The sequence below is a fragment of the Geobacillus sp. C56-T3 genome (assembly GCF_000092445.1).
Taxonomy (GTDB): domain Bacteria; phylum Bacillota; class Bacilli; order Bacillales; family Anoxybacillaceae; genus Geobacillus; species Geobacillus thermoleovorans.
Genome location: NC_014206.1, coordinates 3,562,147 through 3,582,105, shown reverse-complemented (window position 1 = coordinate 3,582,105; position 19,959 = coordinate 3,562,147). Strand labels below are relative to the sequence as shown.

Genomic DNA, 19,959 nt, shown 5'->3' with positions numbered 1-19,959 from the left:
CGCTTGATGCGTCTGGCGGCGCGATGTTTGACCGTTTATGACGAATAGGCGGCGAGCTCCCGCTTTAATTTCGCGATGGCCCGCTTTTGAATGCGGCTGATCGTCATTTGTGAGACGCCGAGCCGCTCAGCGAGCGCGCGTTGCGTTTCCCCGCGTCGGAAAATGGCGTCGATGACGATTTGTTCTTGCTCGCTCAGTTTGCCGATCGCCTGCTCTAAATCCATTCGCTCGATCAGTGACTCGATTTCGTTCGCTTCATCCGCGACGAAATCGCCGATCGTCGTCGCATCCTTTTCCCCGTCTTGCACCGGGGCATCGAGCGAAACGGCTTGGTAATGGTCCCGTCCGGCCAAAATTTCGATCGTTTCTTCGACCGATAAGCCTAAGTGGCCGGCGATCTCATCGAGCGTCGGCGAACGCTCGAGCTTGACGGTCAGCTCATCGATCGCCTGCTGCACTTTGCTTCCTTTTTCTTTCACCTTGCGCGGTACTTGGATGTACCATGCTTTGTCGCGCAAATAGTTTTTCATATAGCCGATCAAGCTTTTCATGGCGTATGACTCAAAGCTTGTTCCTTGTTTAGGGTCGTAATGGTCAAGGAGACGCAAAAACGACAGCCGTCCGATCTGAAACAAGTCTTCGTAAAAGTCAGGGCGGCTGCGCGCCATTTTTTTCGCTGCGGCCGCAATGAGCGGCTCGAAGCGCACGAGCAAGGCGGTCGCCGCTTCTTCCGTTTTTGTTTGTTGATAGGCGGAAATGAGGGCGTCAAGCTTGCTCTTGGACAGAGGAGGGGGATATACAGTCATGGGCATGCTCTCCTTCGCCGCGATGGCGGAATTTCGTCAGGCGGACTTCCGTTCCGCCCTTTGTGGTGACGGTGACATCGTCCATGAGCGCTTCCATCAAAAACAGGCCGAGGCCGCCAGCTTTGACGTCTTCAAGCGGCTTTGCGGACAGGGGCGCTGCTTGTTTGGACACCCGTTTGTAATCAAACCCTTTGCCCTCGTCTTTAATGATGATCGAAAGCGCATCGGCGCGCATCTCAAAGCGAAGATGAATGACGCCACCCCTTCCGTTGTACGCATGCAAAACAGCGTTGTTGCACGCTTCTGAGACGGCCACTTTCATATCTTCAATCTCTTCATAGGAAAACCCCATCTTGGCGGCCAGCCCGTATAGCGTCAAACGCGCGACATCGATAAACTGCGCATCAGCTGGAATCGACAGCTGTACGACGGTTTCATGCTCTTTCATGATTGGCCCCCGATCCTTTCTGTCGTCTGATCCATTTCCGAAAAGAAGTAAGATACACCTGTTAAATCGAACAAACGTTTCACTTTTGGCGGCACATTTTCAATCATAAACGGCGCTTCTTGTTTTTTGCGTGTTTTCAGCAGTGCGACAAACATCCCGATGCCGGTGCTGTCGATATACGACAATTCTTCAAGGCGGATGACAAGCGGTTTTGATGCGTCATGAGCAAGCGGTTCGACGGCGCGTTGAAACTGTTCGGCCGTCGCTAGATCAAGCTCCCCTTTTATGTATACAACATGCCGATCCGGCTGTTCATCATGCACGATATGAAATCGTTTCCTGTCCATAGCCGTTCACCTCACATAATCAATGAGTTAGCTGGATGATGGTACGGGAAGGTTGTCCACCTTGCAATGTTTACACTACTATACCCATATTTTATACTATATGAAACAGGAAAGGGCAGGGGAACGCGATGTTCACAAAGTGGAAAGAATGGGCAAGGGTGCTGAAACGAGACATATTCGTCTTGTATTCTGCGGTTCGCGACCGGCGCGTTTCCATCTGGCTGCGGCTGTTTATGCTGGTCGTTGTGGCGTATGCGTTCAGTCCGATCGATTTGATTCCCGATTTCGTTCCGGTTCTTGGGTATATCGATGATTTGCTGCTTGTGCCACTCAGTATTTACTTGGCGCTGAAATGGCTGCCTAAGGACATTGTCGCCGAACATCGGGCGCGGGCGGAAGAGCTTGCCAAGCACGGCAAACCGACGAATTGGGCCGCTGGGGTGCTGATCATTTTTTTATACGTGCTGCTTGGCGCTTGGCTGCTCCGCTGGTTGATTTCGTGGACATTTTGATTTTCTCTTCAATATTTTGATGGCTGCGGCAGGGGATTGGCGCATTTCCTGTTGGGGAAACAGGTTTCGCTATGGTTGCCTCAATCTGAACATTCACTTCGCTTTGACGCTGGTGTCTTTTGGGCTACAATGATAAAAGGGAAAAAGCCGATGGCAAAGGAGTTGCTCGCAATGCCGATTCTCAAAAACGACTGGGCTCCGCTGCTTGAAGAGGAGTTTCAAAAACCATACTACTTGAAGCTGCGCGAATTTTTGAAAGTAGAGTACCGAACGCGGACGATCTATCCCGATATGCACGATATTTTCAACGCCCTTCATTATACACCGTATGCAAACGTCAAAGTCGTGCTGCTCGGGCAAGATCCGTACCACGGCCCGGGGCAGGCGCACGGGCTTAGTTTTTCCGTCAAGCCGGGCGTGCCGGTGCCGCCGTCTTTGGTGAACATTTTTAAAGAGCTGCATGATGACCTTGGCTGCTATATACCAGATAACGGCTATCTCGTGAAATGGGCCGAGCAAGGGGTGCTGTTGTTAAACACGGTGTTGACGGTCCGCCGCGGCCAGGCGAACTCCCATCGCGGCAAAGGGTGGGAATATTTCACCGACCGCGTCATTGAGCTCGTCAACGAAAAAGACGATCCGGTCGTCTTTTTGCTTTGGGGCCGGAACGCTCAGGAGAAAAAAGAACGGATTACGAATCCGCGCCATCTGATTATTGAAGCGCCGCACCCGAGCCCGTTTTCCGCCGCGCGCGGCTTTTTCGGCCATCGCCCGTTTTCGCGGACGAACGCGTTTTTAACCAAGCACGGACGCGAACCGATCGATTGGCAAATCGAGAACATCGGCGCCCGCGCTGAATGAAGAAAGGGGGAAGACATCATGACGATCTCTTTGGCGGCGGTTGTCGCCAAAATGGAAGACGAATTGCGCAAGGCAAAGGCGGCCCATGACCCGCAGCGGATGCGTGAACATGTCGCTGCCATTCGCGTTTTATGCGATTTGATGCTGGAAACGACAGGCCAGCCGCAGCCGTCCGTTCCGTCTGTCTCGACAGAGTCGCTTGCCGTCGGCGGGCCGATTTCGGTTGCTGGCGGGCTTTCGCTTGGGGGTGTTTCCGTCGGAGGACGTTCTCCCGACATTGACGATGAGGCGAACGGGGAGTCGTTGTTGGATTTTTGAGGGGGCAACGAAACACCGTGGAAAACGGTCTTCTCCACGGGGAATGTTGATCAACAGAACTCCGTTGAATCGCTTGCCTTTGTTTGCGCCAAAAAACAAGAAGCGGTTCACCGGCTTGGATGCGGGTCTTGCCGGTGGCGCTCCCGATTGACCGGTTCTGTCGAGTGAAGTGGCTGACATTCATTAGTAATTTGTTGTCGGGGAACATTCCCATTATATTAATGAATGAGGGAAAACAATCTTTAATTAGAAAGGCGGAACAGCTATGAAAACATTCATCCTTCTCGGCGCGCTCAATGCGTTTTTAGCCGTCGCATTGGGAGCGTTTGGCGCGCACGGGCTTGAAGGGAAGATTCCGGATCGTTATTTGGAGATTTGGAAAACGGCGGTCCAATATCAGATGTTCCACGCATTAGGGCTGCTTGTTGTCGGATTGCTCGCTGGCAAGGCGCCAAATGTCGGGCTGATCGGTGCGGCGGGCTGGGTGATGTTCGCCGGCATCGTGTTGTTTTCCGGGAGCTTGTACGTATTAAGTGTAACGCAGATTAAGCCGCTTGGCGCGATCACTCCGTTTGGCGGCGTCGCCTTTTTAATCGCTTGGGTGATGATCGGCTATGCGGCGTTGAAATGGCTGTAAGCGAAGCGCGGGCAAGGTGTACCCCGAACAGGAAATCACGCGCCGTCCCAATCATAGAAGGCACCTTTTTTGTTTCGTTTGCCACCATGATAGACAACTGGGCGTCAGCAACTTGTGATGGCCGTCGCATCGGATGAAAAAAAGCAGGCTACCCTGGGGCAGCCTGCTCATCGAACATCGGTTTTGCGCTTGCACTCAGCGCGGCGAATAGGAGGCGAGCGGCGTGGCGGAGGCACCGGCAAACGGATATTCGTAGGCGATTTCTCCTTCAAAGGTGACATAATCGACATAAATCATCGGAATTAAATAGCGCGTTCCTGTTTGTGGGTCGCTCAGGATAACATGATCGCGTCCGGCCGCTTCAATGACGCCGCGAAACACCTTGGCATTCCACTCACGGTTGTTTTCAAACGTTGCATAGACCGTCGCGATTTTTCCTTTGTTTAACCGCAAAATGTTTTCAATGTACGATTCTTCCATCGGCAGCATCCCTGGAATCGATGGGCCGGTGGTGGTCGGCATCGGTGTCGGGGCCGTAAACGTCGGCGCCTGCAAACCGAACGTCGGAGCGGCGGCTGTCGCCGGTGTCATCGTTGGAGCGGCAGCCGCTTGCGGATAGTAATAATACGGGTACGCCGCCGGATAGTACGGCTGCGGATACGGATAGCCGTATGGATAGGATGCATACGGTTGTTGCCGTTCTTGACCGAACGGCGAATAATAAAATGATTGTTGCTCCTCATCAAGTGGATAAAATTGATTTTCTGGATTGTTCGGCATAAAGAATCCTCCTCAATATTAAGAATAGACACGTGGGCAGTCGGATGGAGTCGGTGCAAAAAAGCAATGCGATTTGTAGCGGCCGACGTTCCACTGGCCAAACCATTGCGGCGGACAATCTTGGCCTTCAGGTGGTTTAAAAAACCAAAGGGCGTTTGTCGCTGGGTGGTAGCGCCAACCGCGGAGCACTTGGCGGGCTAGGCCTATATCCACTTCGCGCGCCCGTTGGTAAAAGTACCCTTTTTGCACCGCCTCAAAGCCGCCCGGGCTTTGAAACACCATTTGCCGGATAGAGCGGATGCCGCGGAAGTCAAGGCAGTCGGCGATGACGCGGTTGACGCCGACGTTGCCGACCATGAGCATCCCAAGCCGCCCGTCTCCTTCCGCTTCGGCTCGCATGAGCCGAGCCAACAACTTTACTTCCTCTTCTGTGTGGGCTACAATGGAGGGAGCGATCTGACCCATATCGTCACCTCAGTCGTTGTGAATTTCGACAGTAATAGGCTATTGGTGGAACAAGAAAATGGTGACACACGAATAGAATGTTTCTGAAGAGATTTTCTGTTTTTATGTGTATGGAGCGGTCAGGCCGCATATGACAGAAAAGCGGGATGATTGTCCAAAAAGCAGCGAAAACGAAGCAAAGCCCCGTATCGTTCGGGGCTTTGCTTCATACATGGAGGAAAGAAGGCACCTTTTCCGCCGACAGACGGATGCCGACGAAAAATGAGCCAAATTCGCCAAAGCGGGCGCTCACTTCGTCAAAGCGCATTTCATAGACGAGCTTTTTGAACTGGAGTGCATCATCCGAAAACAAGGTGACGCCCCATTCAAAATCATCCAAGCCGACGGAGCCGGTGATGATTTGCGTCACTTTGCCGGCGTATTTTCGGCCGGTCATGCCGTGGGCGCGCATGAGTTCGCGCCGCTGTTCCATCGACAACATGTACCAGTTGTCGTTGCCTTGGCGCCGCTTGTCCATCGGATAGAAGCAAATGTAGTTCGTTTTCGGCAAAATCGGATACAAACGGCGGCGCACCTCTGGAATTTGGTACGGATCTTCGCTGCCGGACGCCAAGTAGTTGCTCAACTCCACGACCGAAACGTACGAATACGCAGGTAATAAATAGTCGGCGAGTTTCGTTTTGTTAAGCGCTGTTTCGATTTCATGCAGCTCATCCAGCGTCGGCCGCAAAATCATGAACAAAATATCGGCTTTTTGCCCGACGATCGTGTAGACGGCATGGCTTCCTTGCTTCTCGCTTTCCGTCGTCTCCCATTGGTCGACAAGCGCTAAAAACTCACTGATCGCTGCCTCGCGCTCTTCGTTCGGCAGTGTTTTCCACGCGCTCCAGTCGATCGTGCGGAAATCGTGCAAACAATACCAACCGTCCAACGTTTGGGCCGCTTCGCTCATCATCGTCACTCCTTATCAACAAATTGTACAGTATCACTATATCACAGTTTGCCCAAAAAAGCGGCTATCAGCGTATCAAAGTGGAAGTAGACTGAATTGTGGCAAAAGGTGAATTATTTGTTGTAAAGGCTTACCTGCGTTGCGTTTCTGGCGAGAAGCGGTATGCTTAATAGTGGAAATGGCTTGTGGATGCCGAAATGAGCCGGGCGTGCCTTAACCGGGGCGGGCTGGCCTAGCATAAGGAGGATTGGATCGTGACAACCGATTTATTTACGGCATTAAAAGCGAAAGTAACCGATACGGGTCGAAAAATCGTGTTTCCCGAGGGAACCGATGACCGCATCTTAACGGCGGCGAGCCGTTTGGCGACGGAGCAAGTGCTTCAGCCGATCGTCCTTGGCGATGAGCAAGCTGTGCGGGTGAAAGCGGCGGCGCTTGGCTTGCCGCTTGAAGGGGTGGAGATTGTCAACCCGCGCCGCTATGGCGGGTTTGATGAGCTGGTTTCGGCGTTTGTGGAGCGGCGCAAAGGGAAAGTGACAGAAGAAACGGCGCGCGAGTTGCTTTTCGATGAAAACTATTTCGGTACGATGCTCGTTTATACGGGAGCGGCCGACGGCCTCGTCAGCGGGGCGGCACATTCGACGGCGGATACGGTCCGACCAGCCTTGCAAATCATTAAAACGAAGCCAGGCGTTGGCAAAACGTCCGGCGTGTTCATCATGGTGCGCGGCGACGAAAAATATGTGTTTGCCGATTGCGCCATCAACATTGCTCCTAACAGCCAAGATTTGGCTGAAATCGCGGTCGAGAGCGCCCGGACGGCAAAAATGTTCGGCCTTAAGCCGCGCGTGGCGCTGTTAAGCTTTTCCACGAAAGGGTCGGCCTCGTCGCCGGAGACGGAAAAAGTCGTTGAGGCGGTGCGGTTGGCGAAAGAAATGGCGCCGGATCTGATCCTTGACGGTGAGTTTCAATTTGACGCCGCGTTTGTGCCAGAGGTGGCGAAAAAGAAAGCGCCGGACTCGGTCATTCAAGGGGACGCAAATGTCTTTATTTTCCCGAGCCTTGAGGCGGGCAACATCGGCTACAAAATCGCCCAGCGCCTTGGCGGCTTTGAAGCGGTCGGCCCGATTTTGCAAGGGCTGAACAAGCCGGTGAACGACCTATCGCGCGGCTGCAGCGCCGAAGACGCCTACAAGCTCGCGCTCATCACCGCTGCCCAGTCGCTTGGGGAGTGACGGGGCTGCCGCTCGATAAAAACGAGGGAGGCATGCGCCCCTTGTCCTTTTTGCGCCATTTGCTAATGGCGATTATGTTATAATGAATAGAGTTGGAATGATCTATGCAAGGGGTTGCTCGCGATGGGCCATGAATTGCTGCGGCAGCCGAAATGGCGGGTCATCGACCAGTCGCATTTCGGTCCGCTGTTTGATGCGAAACAATCGTTTGCCATCGATGATGCATTATGCACCGCGGTTGGTGCGGGACAGTCGGATGCGGTCGTCCGCACGTGGGTGCATGAGAATACCGTCGTCTTAGGCGCCGCTGATACGAAGCTTCCGTACATCGATGAGGCCATTTCGTTTTTGCGCCAGGAAGGGTATCGCGTCGTCGTCCGCAATTCCGGCGGGTTGGCCGTTGTCCTTGACAGCGGGGTGTTGAATATTTCGCTCATTTTTCCGGAAACGAAAAACACGATTGCCATCGAGCAAGGGTATGAGGCGATGTACGCGCTCATGGCCGCCATGCTTGCCTCATACGGTGCCCGCGTTGAGGCGGGGGAAATCGTCGGTTCGTATTGCCCGGGGAGCTATGACTTGAGCATTGGCGGCAAAAAATTTGCTGGCATTTCGCAGCGGCGCGTGCGCGGCGGCGTTGCCGTGCAAATCTACCTTTGCGTCAACGGGAGTGGAGCCGCGCGGGCTGAGCTTATTCGCCGCTTTTATGAGCTCGGCCGCCAAGGAGAGAAAACGAAATTCGCCTACCCCGATGTTGTCCCAGCTGTCATGGCGTCGCTGTCTGAGCTTCTCGGCTGCGAGTTGTCGATCGATGAGCTGCTTGTCGCCCTTTGGCGCACGCTGCAGTCGTTTGGCGGCGAGCTATATTCGTCTGCCCTCGAGAACGGCGAATGGAATTGGTATGAGCAGTATTGGGCGCGCATCGTCGAGCGGAATGAAACGGCGCTCAAGGGCGAGCTCCTAGCAGGAGAATAAGGGGGCGGTCCGCCCGGCGGCAAGAGCCCGCGTTTATCGCCTGACGCCGCCGGCAGGCAAAAAGGATGCTCCGTGTCTCGGCCGCACCGGAGAGAGTGCGATCAAGGCGCAGCCATGGACAGGGCATCCTTATTTTATTTACTCCGCGATTTTTTCCAAGTTGCCGTTCGGGTCCATACGGAAGGTCAGCCCCCGCTCTTCTTCCTCTTTTAACACCATTTTGCGCGCTCGGTTGATGATTTTCACGAGCGTCTCAAAATCTTCTTGGACGGTCGACGAATTTTCTTCTAATTTCGCAACCTTTTCTTCAAGTTCTTTATTTTTTTGCTTTAATTCTTCAATTTCGCGGCGCAGCCGCTCGTTTTCTTTGATCAGCGCCTCCCGTTTCCGCTCATGGGATTGGAACGTTTTTAAAAAAGCGATCACTTGATCCAGCGTCACTTGTTGCGGCGGAGAGGATGGGACGACGGCTGGCAGCTGCATCACATCGCCCAACTCCTCTAATGACGGCATCGGTGGTTCATACAGGCGCCGCTTTTTCGCGCCGCCTTGTTTGGCCAACAGCCGCATCCGCTCTTTTCGCTGCTTTTTCGCCAGCTGCAGCGCTTCTTCGTACTGATGGCGGACGACTGCATTCCAGCGAAAGCCACAGGCGGCCGATGTCCGATTCAGCTTGTCGCCGACTTCTTCAAAGGCGTTGAGTTGGGTGCTCCCTTCACGCACATGGCGCAATACGGTCTCTGCCAACAATAAATCGTCTTCTTCCGTCCAAGCGTCTTGCCGTTGTTTCACTGTTCTCCACTCCTTCTTTCAATGCTAGTAAAAGCATGGACAAAATAAAATGAATTTATACGTTGCAAGTTTACAGGATTGACAAGTTGAAAGAATGAAAGGCCGCAAACTTGCAATTTTCTTCGGGAAGCGGTAGAATACACAAAGCAAACGCTGCAGAAAGGGATGACGCATAATGGCAAATGAGTTTCGCGTTTGCGACGACTGCAAGGCGCCGAATTTAAAAACATTGATTCCGCGTTTGAAAAAGCTGGATCCGGATGCGGTCATCAAAATCGGCTGCCAGTCGTATTGCGGCCCAGGGCGGAAAAAGACGTTTGCTTTCGTCAACAACCGTCCGGTGGCGGCGCTGACGGAAGACGAACTGATTGATAAAATTGCCGAAAGGTTGAAAAAGCGATAACCGATCACCTTCTTTGCCGAAAGAAGGTGATTTTTTGTTTTTTCCGTCAATAATGGAGAAAGACGGGGAAAAAAGTCAACTATTTCTTTGCCAAAAGAAACGGCGTATAATAGATGTATGTTGGAGACGGAAGAGGAGGATGCGATGTATTCCGGCGGGCAGCTTGACGAAGAAAAAGTGTTTAAAGATCCGGTGCACCGATACATACATGTTCGCGACAAAGTGATTTGGGATTTGATCGGCACAAAAGAGTTTCAGCGCCTGCGCCGCATCAAGCAGCTCGGCACGACATATTTGACGTTTCACGGCGCCGAGCACAGCCGGTTTAACCATTCGCTCGGCGTTTACGAAATCATCCGCCGCATCATTGACGACGTGTTTGTCGGCCGCGATCATTGGGATCATAGCGAGCGCCTTCTTTGCCTATGCGCGGCGCTCTTGCACGATTTAGGGCACGGCCCGTTTTCCCATTCATTTGAAAAGGTGTTTCGCCTCGACCACGAAGATTTTACACAGGCAATCATTTTAGGCGATACAGAAGTGAACGCCGCCTTGCGCGAAGTGGGCGACGATTTTCCGCAAAAAGTGGCGGAAGTGATCGCCAAAACGTACCCGAACAAGCTTGTTGTGAGCCTCATTTCGAGCCAAATTGACGCCGACCGGATGGATTATTTGTTGCGCGATGCCTACTACACCGGCGTCAGCTACGGCTATTTTGACATGGAGCGCATTTTGCGCGTCATGCGCCCGCGCGAAGACCAAGTCGTCATCAAACGAAGCGGCATGCATGCGGTGGAGGATTACATCATGAGCCGCTACCAAATGTACTGGCAAGTGTACTTTCATCCCGTGACGCGCAGTGCGGAAGTCATTTTGACGAAAATTTTGCATCGGGCGAAAAAGCTGTATGAAGAGGGGTATCGTTTTCAGACGAAGCCGGTCCACTTTTTATCGTTCTTTGCGGGGAACGTGCCGCTTGGCGATTACTTGGCGCTGGATGAGGCAGTCATCTTGTTTTACTTCCAGCAATGGCAATACGAACGGGATCCGATTTTAAGCGATCTGTGCCAGCGGTTTGTCCGCCGCCGCCTGTTCAAATATACGGAGTTCCATCCGACGAACGAGCAAATGGAGAAGCTCATTGAGCTGACCGGTTTGTTTAAAAAAGCGGGCATCGACCCGGACTACTACTTGGTCGTCGATTCGTCCTCGGATTTGCCGTATGACTTTTACCGGCCGGGCGAGGAAGGCGAGCGCCTTCCGATTTATTTGTTGATGCCAAACGGGGAGCTTCGCGAGCTGTCGCGCGAATCGGTGCTCGTTGACGCCATTTCCGGGAAACGGCGCACCGACCATAAGCTGTATTTCCCAGCTGATTTCCTGGAAGATTTGTCGACGAAGCGGACAGTGAAGAAAAAGATTATGGAAATTTTAAAGGGTTAGGAGATGACGGAGAGTGCTCACAGAGCATGCGAAAGTAATGAAGGCGTTGGCGGCCGCCGGGGAAATTGCCGGCCGCAAAAAGCTGCAAAAAATGATCTACATCGCGAAAAAGCTCGACTTTCCGTTTTACGAGAAATTCGATTTCCACTTTTACGGCCCGTATTCGGAAGAGCTGACATGCCGCATCGAAGAGCTGTGCGCGCTCGGCTTTTTGCATGAAGTGAAAGAGAAAAAGAGCGGTTATATGCAATATCGCTATACATTGACCGAAGCGGGCGAACAGTTTTTGCGCCATTATGACTGGGACATGCCGGGCTTGGCGGAGTGCATGCAAGCGATGAACGAACAAAATGCCCGTTTTTTGGAACTTGTGTCCACCGTGCTTTATTTTGAACATTTGCCGAAAGACGAAGTGAAAGAGAAAATTGCGGTGTTAAAAAGCAAGCAGCGCTATACGGAAGAAGAAATAGAGGAGGCGTACGCGTACATTGAGGCGCTGCGCAGCCGATGCCACAACAAAGCCCGTGTGTAGGCGGGCGGAAAAAGCTGCTTCAACGTATCATCAGTTGGCCATAGACGAAAAGGGGCTGACCCAAAAGGCCGTCTGTCTTCAGGATAGACACAAAATATAGTGCGAAAGAAGCGGTTAGTGCGTATATATAGAGACGAAAGAGGGTGTCCCGATCCTTTTGGGACACCTTCTTCATTTTTGGTTAATGCGGCAAAAACGCCAGCTGCAAAAAGAACAGCACGGCAAGCACGTACAGCAGCAACGGCACATCGCGCCAGCGGCCGCGGGCGATTTTTAAGAGCGGGTACGAGATGAAGCCGAGCGCGATGCCGGTCGCGATGCTGGACGTGAGCGGCATGCTTAAGATGATGAGAAAGGCTGGGAACGCTTCGTCCAGTTCGCGCCAATTGATATGGGCGATGTTGCTGATCATCAAGCTGCCGACGACAATGAGCGCCGGGGCGGTGATGGCAGAAAGCCCGGCGACGGCGCCGACAAGCGGGCTGAAAAAGGCGGCTGCGATGAACAAGACGGCGACCGTGAGCGCGGTCCAGCCGGTGCGTCCGCCAGCGGCGACGCCGGTTGACGACTCGATGTACGCCGATGTCGGGCTCGTGCCGAACATGGCGCCGATCGTGGTCGCGACGGAGTCGGCCAAGAGCGCCTCGCGGGCGCGCGGCAGTGTGTTTCCTTTCATCAGTCCCGCTTGCTGGGCGACGCCGATCATCGTGCCGGTCGTGTCAAAGAGCGTGACGAGCAAAAAGGAAAAGACGACAGCGTACAAGCTGTGGCTGATGACATCGCCAACGGCCGTCAATGGATTGGCGGCGACAAGCCCTTCCGGCAGCGACGGCAGCGAGACGATACCTTTGTCAAAGTGAAGCTGCCCGGTCGCGTAGGCGATGACGCCGGTCGCGACCATGCCGTAAAAGAGCGCGCCGTTGACGCCGCGCATCATGAAAACGAGCGTCACCGCCAGGCCGATGAGCGTCAACACGGCCGACGGGGCATGCAAGTTGCCAAGCGCGACCAAATTTTGCGGATGGGCTTGGATAATTCCGGTCAGCCGCAGGCCGATAAAGGCGATAAACAGCCCGATGCCGGCGGTGATGCCATGTTTTAAGCTGTCGGGGATCACTTCGATCAGCTTGCTGCGGAGCGGGGTGAGCGACAGCAACAAAAACAGCAATCCCGCGACAAACACAGCGGAAAACGCGGTTTCGTACGAAATGCCGCCGTGCGAGCCGACGACGGAATAGGCAAAATACGCGTTCAGCCCCATGCCGGGGGCAATGGCGATCGGATAGTTGGCAAAGATGGCCATCCATAGCGTGCCGACGACTGTTGCGATGACGGTTGCCGTAAACGCCTGCTCGAACGGGACGCCGGCGTCTGATAAGATGACCGGATTGACGACGATGATGTACACCATGGTGAAAAAAGTCGTCAGGCCAGCGAGAAACTCTGTTTTGCGATTGCTGGCATGGTGCGGAAGACGAATCATAGGCAACCTCCTAAAGGCGAACAATATGAAAGACAACTATAATAATATTCGTTTTTATTCCAAAAAGCAACGGGGACGCCCGATGGCGCCCCCCGTTTGTTACTCCGCATCGCTCAGCCGTTTTCCAGCGATGGCGTAATGGTCTTTCGTCATTTCCTCGATGAACACAACAACGCTCTCTTTTTTCGCCCCGGTTGTCTCTACAACGGCGTCGGTCACTTTTTCCACCAGCGCTTTCTTTTGCTCATCCGTGCGGCCGGCGAGCATTTTGATCGTGACATACGGCATCATCATTCCCCCATTTCCTTGTCGAGTGCTGTCGCGCTTATTATACCATGGAACCGTGAAGTTCAGTCCACTTTTGGCGGTAAATCATGTATACTAAGGATAGTGAATACAGGGGAAAAGGAGTTAATCAAGTGGAACACATTTTGCCGTATTCGTTAAGCGAAATTCCGTACGTGCTGTTGACGCTGGCGCTGGCGTTTTCCGTGCATGAGTTCGCTCATGCATACGTCGCCTACAAGTTCGGCGATCCGACGGCGAAAAACGAGGGACGGCTGACATTGTCACCGTTTGCCCATTTGGATTTGCTTGGCACCCTGCTTATTTTTCTCGCTGGGTTTGGCTGGGCGCGCCCGGTGCCAGTCAATCGCTTTTATTTCAAAAATCCGCGCCTTGCCGGCATTCTCGTGTCAGTTGCCGGACCGCTGAGCAACCTCGTGCTTGCCGCGCTTGGATTTGTCATTTGGTACGCGATGATCGATTTCGGCATCATGCGGGCGCTGCCGGATTGGTTTGCGGCCGGGTTTGATCTGTTTTTCCAAATTTTTATCAGCTTGAACGCTGTCTTGTTTGTGTTTAATTTATTGCCGTTTCCGCCGCTTGATGGGTATCGTATTATTGAAGACTTGGCCCCGGATGGGCTGCGGGCGAAAATGACGCAATGGGAAAACTACGGGGCGCTCATTTTTCTTATCCTTGTGCTCACGCCGCTTGACCGATATACGATTGAGCCGGTGTTTCAAGTGGCGCTGCCGTTTGTATTGGAAAATTTGCAGTCGTTGGTCGCCAATTTGTTTATGTAAGGAAGGAGGAACAAGCGGAATGGAGCAAAAAAAGAAAAAAAACATCGGCTTTAATATCATCAAAGACGATCCGACCGACGGGCACCGCGGCTTTGGCGCCGGGGCGTTGAGCTTAGAAAACGTTTCGCCGGTCATCATTGACGTCGAAGCGGGCGAAGCGTTCGTCGATATGGGGGCGATGCATGCCCGCAGCTCTGTTGAGCGCGGCATCAAGTTTTTGCCGGATCGCTCCGCCGTGCCAAACGGCAAGCCGTATTGGATCGTCTGGGTGACGATCGAGCGCCGCGAGGACGGTCCGTATTACGCCGGGGTGACGGCGTGCGAAATGACGGTCGACCTTGAGGCGCGCCGCGGTTATAAGTTATTGCCGGAACATGTGAACCGGCTCGATAAATCGCTGAAACGGCATATCATCGTCGATCATATGGACGCTAAGTCGAAGCGGGTGCTCGCCGACTTTTTGAAAGGACATGACATCGGGATGTGGAACCGTTCGAGCGATGAACTGAAAAAAGGGCTCGAAGGCGAATTGTGACGGTTTTGTGAACATGTTTGCCTAAGGGCTTGTTCTCGTTTGGAAAAAAGGATAAACTAAATCTACATGTATAACACAGGAAAACTAGGACAAGAAAATCCCCTGCGGGCAAACGCAGGGGATTTTCTTGTTTAAAACCATGGGAACCATTTCTCGAACCAGCTTTTTCCGTCTCCTTGTTTCTTCTTTTTCTTTTCCAAATGGTCGGTGCAATAGTCGGTCGGTTCTGTACCGATGAGATAGTACGTTTTTCGTTTCACCGGACAGGAGTCGGTGGCCAGCTTGCCGTTTTGCGGGTCGATGTAGACGCCGATGACGCCTTTGGTCGGTTTGAACGATTTTTTCGGTTCGCCGGCGAGGCTTTGTTCCATAAAGTGAACCCATATTTGTTTGGCATATTGCCTTTCGGCAGGACGATCCATCGTTTCCCCGCGGTCGTAGCCGGTCCAGACGCCGGCGACAAGTTGCGGGGCGAACCCGATCATCCAACTGTCCGTTTTCGTCGTTCCCGACTTGCCGGCGTACGGACGCGTGATGTCATCGATGATTGACTGCCCGGTGACGGTTGTATAGCCGTTAAGCTTTGGGTCGAACATCCCGGTCATTAAATGGGTCGTCACAAACGCCGCGTCGCGGTCGAGCACTTGCCGGCTCTCCGGCTTATGTTCATACAGCACGTTTCCGTTTGCATCAACGACTTTTTGAATAAACACCGGTTCGGTTTGTTTGCCGTAGTTGGCCAGCGTGCTGTACGCGGCCACCATGTCGATCACTTTCACGGGCGAGGTGCCAAGGGCGAGTGACGGCACGGCCTTCAACCGGCTCGTAATGCCGAGTTTTTTCGCTGTCTCAATGAGTTTATCCGCGCCGATAAACTGCAGTGTTTTGACGGCGAAAACGTTGTCGGAGACCGCGAGTGCCTGGGCAAGGGTAATCGGTCCGTCCGCGTAATAGTCGTTGTAGTTATGCGGCGTATACGTCGCCCGGCCCCCGTCAAACGTAAAGGTGGTCAGTTCGCTGCGCAGTTGCGTCGACGGGGTGAATCCTTGCTCGATCGCCGCGTAATACAAAAACGGCTTAAATGTCGACCCTGGCTGGCGTTCCGCCTGCACGGCCCGGTTGAACGGGCTCTCTTCGTAGTTGCGTCCGCCGACGAGCGCCTTCACTTCCCCGGTGCGTGGATCCATCGCCACAAGCGCCGCTTGAATGGCAGAGTGCGGATCGATGATGCGACGGATTTGCTCTTCGGCAATCCGCTGCAGACGCGGATCCAGCGTCGTATAGACGCGCAGCCCCCCGAGCTCAATCGTCCGCTCATCAAGGCCAAGCTTCGTGCGCAGCTGCTGTTTCACAACATCTTGGAAATACGGGGCCACAGGCTGCTCTCGTTCGCGGTGGCGGATGTAAACGAGCTTGTCACGGTACGCCCGCTCCGCTTCTTCGCGGCTGATGTAGCCGGCTTCCACCATGGAGGTGAGCACGATTTTTTGCCGCGCTTTTGCCCGCGCCTCGTTGACAAGCGGCGAGTAGTAATACGGCCCTTTCGGAATGCCGGCGAGCATCGCCGCCTCGCTGAGCGTCAGCTCGCTCGCGTGCTTGCCGAAATAGTAGCGAGCCGCTGCTTCAATGCCGTAGACCCCATGGCCGTAGTAAATCGTGTTTAAATAGCCTTCCAAAATTTGATCTTTGCTGTAGTTGGCTTCAAGCCGGATGGTGTACAACGCTTCCTGGATTTTTCGCGACCACGTTTTTTCATGCGTCAAAAACAAGTTGCGTGCATATTGCTGGGTGATCGTGCTCGCCCCTTCGACTTTTGCCATCGCCTCTACATTCGCAATGATGGCGGCGGCGATTCGCTTCAAATCAAACCCGTGATGTTCGTAAAACTTCCGGTCTTCAACGGCGATCGTCGCTTCGATGACGTGCGGGGACATGTCTTTGAGCCGAACCCAATAGCGTTTTTGCCCATGGTCGCTTTCCCCGATTTTGCTGCCGTCAGCGGCATAAAAAATCGTCGTCTGCGGCACGGCGACCGGCGGGGCGCCTTCGATTTTCGCGAACAACACAAAGCTCCCGAGAGCGGCGAAGGCAAAGATGGCGAGAAAAAAGCCGATAAAGACGGCGGCGCGCACATATTTCCACGTGCCGCGAAAACGGCTGCCCGGGATCGGTTCCATTGCGAATCACCTCAACGGTTTTGGCGTTGTTTTAGACATGCGGGCGGACGCCCGGCTGAATGCGCCGCCTTGCTTTTGTCAAGGCTTCGCCAGCGAGGTTTTCCGCTTTTTCTTACCAGTATGAAAAAAAATTTTTTATTTTAAACTTGTTCCTCTTGCATTTTTGCTAGATTGCTCTATACTTTTTCATGTTTAGTTTTTCGTTGGCTAAGGAAAACTTGTATAGTAAGCAACGCTCGGAGAAAGGATGTTACCGATGGAACTTTGGTTTACCGAAAAGCAAACGGAGCATTTTGGCATCACCGCACGCATCATCCGCACTTTACATACAGAACAGACGCCGTTCCAAAAACTTGATATGGTCGAAACGGCGGAGTTTGGCAACATGCTTTTGCTCGACGGCATGGTCATGACAACGCAAAAAGACGAGTTCGTCTATCATGAAATGGTCGCCCACGTGCCGTTGTTCACCCACCCCAATCCGGAAAACGTGCTTGTCGTCGGCGGCGGCGACGGCGGCGTCATTCGTGAAGTGCTGAAGCACCCAAGCGTCAAAAAAGCGACGCTTGTCGAAATTGACGGCAAAGTGATCGAGTGCTCGAAAACCTACTTGCCGGAGATTGCCGGCAAACTCGATGATCCGCGCGTCGAAGTGAAAGTCGATGACGGGTTTATGCATATCGCCAAAAGCGAAAACGAGTATGACGTCATTATGGTTGACTCAACCGAACCGGTCGGCCCAGCGGTCAACTTGTTCACAAAAGGGTTTTATGCCGGCATCGCCAACGCGTTGAAGGAAGACGGCATTTTCGTCGCCCAAACGGACAATCCGTGGTTTAAAGCGGATTTGATCCGCAAGGTTTATCGCGACGTGAAGGAAATTTTCCCGATCACCCGTTTGTATACGGCGAACATTCCGACGTATCCGAGCGGGCTCTGGACGTTTACGCTCGGCTCGAAAAAATACGACCCGCTCGCTGTGAGCGACGACCGGTTCCATGACATTGAGACGAAATATTACACGAAAGAATTGCACAAAGCGTGTTTCGTCTTGCCGAAATTTGTCGCGGATTTAACGAAGTAAGGGGGCGCAGGCGATGCGATTTGATGAAGCCTATTCGGGCAACGTGTTTATCGGCAGCCATCCGAATTTTGAAGAAAGCGAAGCCGTCATTTACGGGATGCCGATGGACTGGACGGTCAGCTACCGGCCTGGCTCGCGGTTTGGCCCGGCCCGCATCCGCGAAGTGTCAATCGGGCTTGAGGAGTACAGCCCATATTTGGACCGCGAACTCAAAGACATCCGCTATTTTGACGCTGGGGACATTCCGCTGCCATTTGGCAATGCGGCCCGCAGTTTGGAGCTGATTGAACAGTTCGTGAAAAAGGTGCTTGACGCCGGCAAATTTCCGCTCGGCCTTGGCGGAGAGCATCTTGTCTCCTGGCCGGTCATGAAAGCGGTGTATGAATACTACCCGGATTTGGCCGTCATTCATATGGATGCGCACACGGACTTGCGCGAACATTACGAAGGCGAGCCGCTGTCGCACGCGACGCCAATCCGCAAGGTCGCTGACCTGATCGGCCCGACGAATGTCTTTTCGTTCGGCATCCGTTCCGGCATGAAGGAAGAGTTCGAATGGGCGAAAGAAAACGGCATGTACATCGCCAAGTTTGAGGTGCTTGAACCGCTCCGCTCCGTGTTGCCGAAGCTCGCTGGCCGTCCGGTGTATGTGACGATTGACATCGATGTGCTTGATCCCGCTCATGCCCCAGGCACTGGGACGGTCGATGCCGGCGGCATTACGTCAAAAGAGCTGCTTTTGGCCATTCACGAGATCGCCCGCTCCGACGTGCGAGTCGTTGGCGCCGATTTGGTGGAAGTCGCACCGATTTACGACCATTCCGAACAAACGGCCAATACGGCGAGCAAGCTTGTGAGAGAAATGCTGCTTGGCTGGGTGGCGAAGTGAAAAATGAGAAAAAGCGCCTAAATCGCAAGTTTGCGAGGGCGCTTTTTTCTTTGGTGGGACAAAAGATGCAGGAATATGAGCGTACGGAGCGTAATAATGTGTAATATATTTACAGAAAAAGGAGAGGGGGAATGAAGATGGGCGTGAAGCTGATCAAAATTTCCGTTGTGTACTTTGTCATTGGCGTCTGTATTGGGCTTGGCATGTCGATGACCCATTCGTTTGCGCTGACCCCGGTCCATGTCCATATCAACTTGCTTGGCTGGACGGCCTTGACGCTTGTTGGCATCATCTATCATTTATTTCCACAAGCGGCGGCGACGAAATGGGCGAAAGTGCATTTCTGGCTGCACAATATCGGCCTGCCGGTCATGATGATCGGTCTCATTTTCGTCGTTTACGGCAACGAAGCGTTCGTGCCGGTGACAGCGATTGGCGGGGTGCTCGTCGTGATAGGTGTCATTCTTTTTGCTATTAACGTGTTAAAAAATGTTCGGGCATCATCATAAAATACCGATGGAACAAAGAGGGTGTCCCAAAAGGATCGGGACACCTTTTCTTATTACCGTATGTAGGCATAAAACAATCATTAAGATAACGATATGTTGTGTTTTGTTTAAGGAAAAACAACCTTTTGGGTCAGTCCCTTTTTTTTTCAACTGGAGCAGAATCTCCCACCGGGTTTGTCCCCTCTTGAATGGAGCGGAACAGTTCATTATACTATAAATTATGACTGTTTGTTCGCAAAGGTGTGTTCATCGATATGAAGGAAACAAACGGCATCCCGGCGCGCCTCCGCCAAGTGGCTGTCATTCGCGACGGTCCGCGCCAAGAGACGGTTGTGCTTGAGGCGGATGGCATGTATTACATAAAAGGGGAAACCGTTTATTTGCAGTTTGCCGAAGAAAACGAACTCGGGCGGGTGAACAACATTGTGAAAATCGCGCCTGACGAGGTGACCGTCCTTCGTTCCGGAGCGGTCGAGATGCGGCAAACGTTCCGCCGCCGCCAAGAAACATCGGGCCATTATGGGACGGTGTTTGGACGATGGGCGCTGGCGGCCAAAACGAGCTCCATGGAGTTTCACTATGATGAGCGGCGGAAAAAGGGGCGGCTCTTTCTTTCCTATGAACTGATGCTAGGCGATGAGCGAAGCGGGCGCCATACGTTGACGTTGACATTTAAGGGGGTATAAGC

General features: G+C 53.2%; 25 protein-coding genes. 15 read left to right on the top strand and 10 right to left on the bottom strand.

Annotated elements, in window-relative coordinates; genetic code table 11:
* Nucleotides 1-35 precede the first annotated feature (35 nt).
* From GC56T3_RS17740 to GC56T3_RS17730, 3 genes are read right to left on the bottom strand one after another with little or no spacing between them, the layout of a single operon-like run.
* Nucleotides 36-806 carry a sigma-70 family RNA polymerase sigma factor gene (locus tag GC56T3_RS17740; protein WP_013146657.1) on the bottom strand — a complete coding sequence of 257 codons (771 nt, stop codon included), beginning with the start codon at nt 804-806 and terminating at the stop codon, nt 36-38.
* Complete coding sequence (rsbW, locus tag GC56T3_RS17735; RefSeq protein ID WP_013146656.1) at nt 766-1,254, bottom strand: anti-sigma B factor RsbW; 489 nt, start codon at nt 1,252-1,254, stop codon at nt 766-768. The genes GC56T3_RS17740 and rsbW overlap by 41 nt, the downstream gene beginning before the upstream one ends.
* Entirely contained in the window at nt 1,251-1,601 is a 351-nt protein-coding gene (locus GC56T3_RS17730; protein ID WP_013146655.1) for an STAS domain-containing protein, read from the bottom strand. The genes rsbW and GC56T3_RS17730 overlap by 4 nt, the downstream gene beginning before the upstream one ends.
* A 128-nt stretch (nt 1,602-1,729) precedes the next feature.
* Here GC56T3_RS17730 and GC56T3_RS17725 point away from each other — a divergent pair, with 128 nt between their 5' ends.
* From GC56T3_RS17725 to GC56T3_RS17710, 4 genes are all read left to right on the top strand, one after another.
* Nucleotides 1,730-2,113, top strand: a complete 384-nt coding sequence (locus tag GC56T3_RS17725; RefSeq protein ID WP_013146654.1) for a YkvA family protein — start codon at nt 1,730-1,732, stop codon at nt 2,111-2,113.
* Between the two features lie 171 nt (nt 2,114-2,284).
* Nucleotides 2,285-2,974: a uracil-DNA glycosylase gene (locus GC56T3_RS17720; RefSeq protein WP_013146653.1), complete on the top strand. Its 690-nt coding sequence runs from the start codon at nt 2,285-2,287 to the stop codon at nt 2,972-2,974.
* An 18-nt stretch (nt 2,975-2,992) separates the two neighbouring features.
* Nucleotides 2,993-3,292, top strand: a complete 300-nt coding sequence (locus GC56T3_RS17715) for a YwdI family protein (RefSeq protein WP_011232887.1) — start codon at nt 2,993-2,995, stop codon at nt 3,290-3,292.
* A 265-nt stretch (nt 3,293-3,557) separates the two neighbouring features.
* Entirely contained in the window at nt 3,558-3,929 is a 372-nt protein-coding gene (locus GC56T3_RS17710) for a DUF423 domain-containing protein (RefSeq protein WP_013146652.1), read from the top strand.
* A gap of 195 nt (nt 3,930-4,124) precedes the next feature.
* Here GC56T3_RS17710 and gerQ read toward each other — a convergent pair whose 3' ends face one another.
* The 3 genes from gerQ to hemQ all read right to left on the bottom strand — a co-directional run bounded on the left by gerQ (nt 4,125) and on the right by hemQ (nt 6,126).
* Nucleotides 4,125-4,709: a spore coat protein GerQ gene (gerQ, locus tag GC56T3_RS17705; protein WP_013146651.1), complete on the bottom strand. Its 585-nt coding sequence runs from the start codon at nt 4,707-4,709 to the stop codon at nt 4,125-4,127.
* Between the two features lie 18 nt (nt 4,710-4,727).
* Nucleotides 4,728-5,174 (bottom strand): cell wall hydrolase, encoded by a 447-nt coding sequence (locus GC56T3_RS17700; protein WP_013146650.1) that lies wholly within the window; start codon nt 5,172-5,174, stop codon nt 4,728-4,730.
* Nucleotides 5,175-5,379: 205 nt separating this feature from the next.
* Nucleotides 5,380-6,126 (bottom strand): hydrogen peroxide-dependent heme synthase, encoded by a 747-nt coding sequence (hemQ, locus tag GC56T3_RS17695; protein WP_013146649.1) that lies wholly within the window; start codon nt 6,124-6,126, stop codon nt 5,380-5,382.
* A 254-nt stretch (nt 6,127-6,380) separates the two neighbouring features.
* Here hemQ and pta point away from each other — a divergent pair, with 254 nt between their 5' ends.
* Nucleotides 6,381-7,361, top strand: coding sequence for a phosphate acetyltransferase (gene pta / locus GC56T3_RS17690; protein WP_013146648.1), 981 nt, complete (start codon nt 6,381-6,383; stop codon nt 7,359-7,361).
* Nucleotides 7,362-7,484: 123 nt separating this feature from the next.
* Nucleotides 7,485-8,336 (top strand): lipoate--protein ligase family protein, encoded by an 852-nt coding sequence (locus GC56T3_RS17685; protein ID WP_013146647.1) that lies wholly within the window; start codon nt 7,485-7,487, stop codon nt 8,334-8,336.
* Nucleotides 8,337-8,474: 138 nt separating this feature from the next.
* Here the strand turns inward: GC56T3_RS17685 and GC56T3_RS17680 are convergent, their stop codons facing one another.
* A complete protein-coding gene (locus tag GC56T3_RS17680; RefSeq protein WP_013146646.1) occupies nt 8,475-9,128 on the bottom strand; it encodes an RsfA family transcriptional regulator in 654 nt (217 codons plus the stop codon).
* A 175-nt stretch (nt 9,129-9,303) separates the two neighbouring features.
* On the opposite strand from GC56T3_RS17680, the gene GC56T3_RS17675 reads away from it, so the two are divergent.
* The 3 genes from GC56T3_RS17675 (at nt 9,304) to GC56T3_RS17665 (ending at nt 11,506) form a co-directional block, all read left to right on the top strand.
* Entirely contained in the window at nt 9,304-9,531 is a 228-nt protein-coding gene (locus GC56T3_RS17675) for a DUF1450 domain-containing protein (protein ID WP_011232879.1), read from the top strand.
* 144 nt (nt 9,532-9,675) lie between these two features.
* Entirely contained in the window at nt 9,676-10,974 is a 1,299-nt protein-coding gene (locus GC56T3_RS17670; protein WP_013146645.1) for an HD domain-containing protein, read from the top strand.
* Nucleotides 10,975-10,987: 13 nt separating this feature from the next.
* The gene (locus GC56T3_RS17665) at nt 10,988-11,506 is read left to right on the top strand and encodes a YwgA family protein (RefSeq protein ID WP_013146644.1); all 519 of its coding nucleotides are present in this window, start codon (nt 10,988-10,990) and stop codon (nt 11,504-11,506) included.
* 181 nt (nt 11,507-11,687) lie between these two features.
* Here the strand turns inward: GC56T3_RS17665 and GC56T3_RS17660 are convergent, their stop codons facing one another.
* The gene (locus GC56T3_RS17660) at nt 11,688-12,989 is read right to left on the bottom strand and encodes an NCS2 family permease (protein WP_013146643.1); all 1,302 of its coding nucleotides are present in this window, start codon (nt 12,987-12,989) and stop codon (nt 11,688-11,690) included.
* Between the two features lie 99 nt (nt 12,990-13,088).
* Nucleotides 13,089-13,277, bottom strand: a complete 189-nt coding sequence (locus tag GC56T3_RS17655) for a 2-hydroxymuconate tautomerase (protein ID WP_025949649.1) — start codon at nt 13,275-13,277, stop codon at nt 13,089-13,091.
* 131 nt (nt 13,278-13,408) lie between these two features.
* Here GC56T3_RS17655 and GC56T3_RS17650 point away from each other — a divergent pair, with 131 nt between their 5' ends.
* Nucleotides 13,409-14,077 (top strand): site-2 protease family protein, encoded by a 669-nt coding sequence (locus GC56T3_RS17650; protein ID WP_013146641.1) that lies wholly within the window; start codon nt 13,409-13,411, stop codon nt 14,075-14,077.
* A gap of 19 nt (nt 14,078-14,096) precedes the next feature.
* On the top strand, nt 14,097-14,612 hold the full coding sequence (locus GC56T3_RS17645; RefSeq protein ID WP_013146640.1) for a YwhD family protein: 516 nt from the start codon (nt 14,097-14,099) through the stop codon (nt 14,610-14,612).
* Between the two features lie 131 nt (nt 14,613-14,743).
* Here the strand turns inward: GC56T3_RS17645 and GC56T3_RS17640 are convergent, their stop codons facing one another.
* On the bottom strand, nt 14,744-16,789 hold the full coding sequence (locus GC56T3_RS17640) for a transglycosylase domain-containing protein (protein WP_013146639.1): 2,046 nt from the start codon (nt 16,787-16,789) through the stop codon (nt 14,744-14,746).
* 256 nt (nt 16,790-17,045) lie between these two features.
* On the opposite strand from GC56T3_RS17640, the gene speE reads away from it, so the two are divergent.
* The 4 genes from speE (at nt 17,046) to GC56T3_RS17620 (ending at nt 19,957) form a co-directional block, all read left to right on the top strand.
* The gene (speE, locus tag GC56T3_RS17635) at nt 17,046-17,873 is read left to right on the top strand and encodes a polyamine aminopropyltransferase (RefSeq protein ID WP_041468616.1); all 828 of its coding nucleotides are present in this window, start codon (nt 17,046-17,048) and stop codon (nt 17,871-17,873) included.
* Nucleotides 17,874-17,886: 13 nt separating this feature from the next.
* Nucleotides 17,887-18,762: an agmatinase gene (speB, locus tag GC56T3_RS17630; RefSeq protein ID WP_013146637.1), complete on the top strand. Its 876-nt coding sequence runs from the start codon at nt 17,887-17,889 to the stop codon at nt 18,760-18,762.
* A gap of 131 nt (nt 18,763-18,893) precedes the next feature.
* Nucleotides 18,894-19,271, top strand: a complete 378-nt coding sequence (locus tag GC56T3_RS17625) for a hypothetical protein (RefSeq protein ID WP_013146636.1) — start codon at nt 18,894-18,896, stop codon at nt 19,269-19,271.
* A gap of 254 nt (nt 19,272-19,525) precedes the next feature.
* A complete protein-coding gene (locus GC56T3_RS17620; RefSeq protein WP_013146635.1) occupies nt 19,526-19,957 on the top strand; it encodes a DUF1934 domain-containing protein in 432 nt (143 codons plus the stop codon).
* Nucleotides 19,958-19,959 lie beyond the last annotated feature (2 nt).

Excerpts from the sequence above, each read along its gene's own strand:
- GC56T3_RS17740 (WP_013146657.1), bottom strand. The coding sequence starts at position 806 with ATGACTGTATATCCCCCTCCTCTGTCCAAGAGCAAGCTTGACGCCCTC.
- rsbW (WP_013146656.1), bottom strand. The coding sequence starts at position 1,254 with ATGAAAGAGCATGAAACCGTCGTACAGCTGTCGATTCCAGCTGATGCG.
- GC56T3_RS17730 (WP_013146655.1), bottom strand. The coding sequence starts at position 1,601 with ATGGACAGGAAACGATTTCATATCGTGCATGATGAACAGCCGGATCGG.
- GC56T3_RS17725 (WP_013146654.1), top strand. The coding sequence starts at position 1,730 with ATGTTCACAAAGTGGAAAGAATGGGCAAGGGTGCTGAAACGAGACATA.
- GC56T3_RS17720 (WP_013146653.1), top strand. The coding sequence starts at position 2,285 with ATGCCGATTCTCAAAAACGACTGGGCTCCGCTGCTTGAAGAGGAGTTT.
- GC56T3_RS17715 (WP_011232887.1), top strand. The coding sequence starts at position 2,993 with ATGACGATCTCTTTGGCGGCGGTTGTCGCCAAAATGGAAGACGAATTG.
- GC56T3_RS17710 (WP_013146652.1), top strand. The coding sequence starts at position 3,558 with ATGAAAACATTCATCCTTCTCGGCGCGCTCAATGCGTTTTTAGCCGTC.
- gerQ (WP_013146651.1), bottom strand. The coding sequence starts at position 4,709 with ATGCCGAACAATCCAGAAAATCAATTTTATCCACTTGATGAGGAGCAA.
- GC56T3_RS17700 (WP_013146650.1), bottom strand. The coding sequence starts at position 5,174 with ATGGGTCAGATCGCTCCCTCCATTGTAGCCCACACAGAAGAGGAAGTA.
- hemQ (WP_013146649.1), bottom strand. The coding sequence starts at position 6,126 with ATGAGCGAAGCGGCCCAAACGTTGGACGGTTGGTATTGTTTGCACGAT.
- GC56T3_RS17685 (WP_013146647.1), top strand. The coding sequence starts at position 7,485 with ATGGGCCATGAATTGCTGCGGCAGCCGAAATGGCGGGTCATCGACCAG.
- GC56T3_RS17675 (WP_011232879.1), top strand. The coding sequence starts at position 9,304 with ATGGCAAATGAGTTTCGCGTTTGCGACGACTGCAAGGCGCCGAATTTA.
- GC56T3_RS17670 (WP_013146645.1), top strand. The coding sequence starts at position 9,676 with ATGTATTCCGGCGGGCAGCTTGACGAAGAAAAAGTGTTTAAAGATCCG.
- GC56T3_RS17660 (WP_013146643.1), bottom strand. The coding sequence starts at position 12,989 with ATGATTCGTCTTCCGCACCATGCCAGCAATCGCAAAACAGAGTTTCTC.
- GC56T3_RS17655 (WP_025949649.1), bottom strand. The coding sequence starts at position 13,277 with ATGCCGTATGTCACGATCAAAATGCTCGCCGGCCGCACGGATGAGCAA.
- GC56T3_RS17645 (WP_013146640.1), top strand. The coding sequence starts at position 14,097 with ATGGAGCAAAAAAAGAAAAAAAACATCGGCTTTAATATCATCAAAGAC.
- GC56T3_RS17640 (WP_013146639.1), bottom strand. The coding sequence starts at position 16,789 with ATGGAACCGATCCCGGGCAGCCGTTTTCGCGGCACGTGGAAATATGTG.
- speE (WP_041468616.1), top strand. The coding sequence starts at position 17,046 with ATGGAACTTTGGTTTACCGAAAAGCAAACGGAGCATTTTGGCATCACC.
- speB (WP_013146637.1), top strand. The coding sequence starts at position 17,887 with ATGCGATTTGATGAAGCCTATTCGGGCAACGTGTTTATCGGCAGCCAT.
- GC56T3_RS17625 (WP_013146636.1), top strand. The coding sequence starts at position 18,894 with ATGAAGATGGGCGTGAAGCTGATCAAAATTTCCGTTGTGTACTTTGTC.
- GC56T3_RS17620 (WP_013146635.1), top strand. The coding sequence starts at position 19,526 with ATGAAGGAAACAAACGGCATCCCGGCGCGCCTCCGCCAAGTGGCTGTC.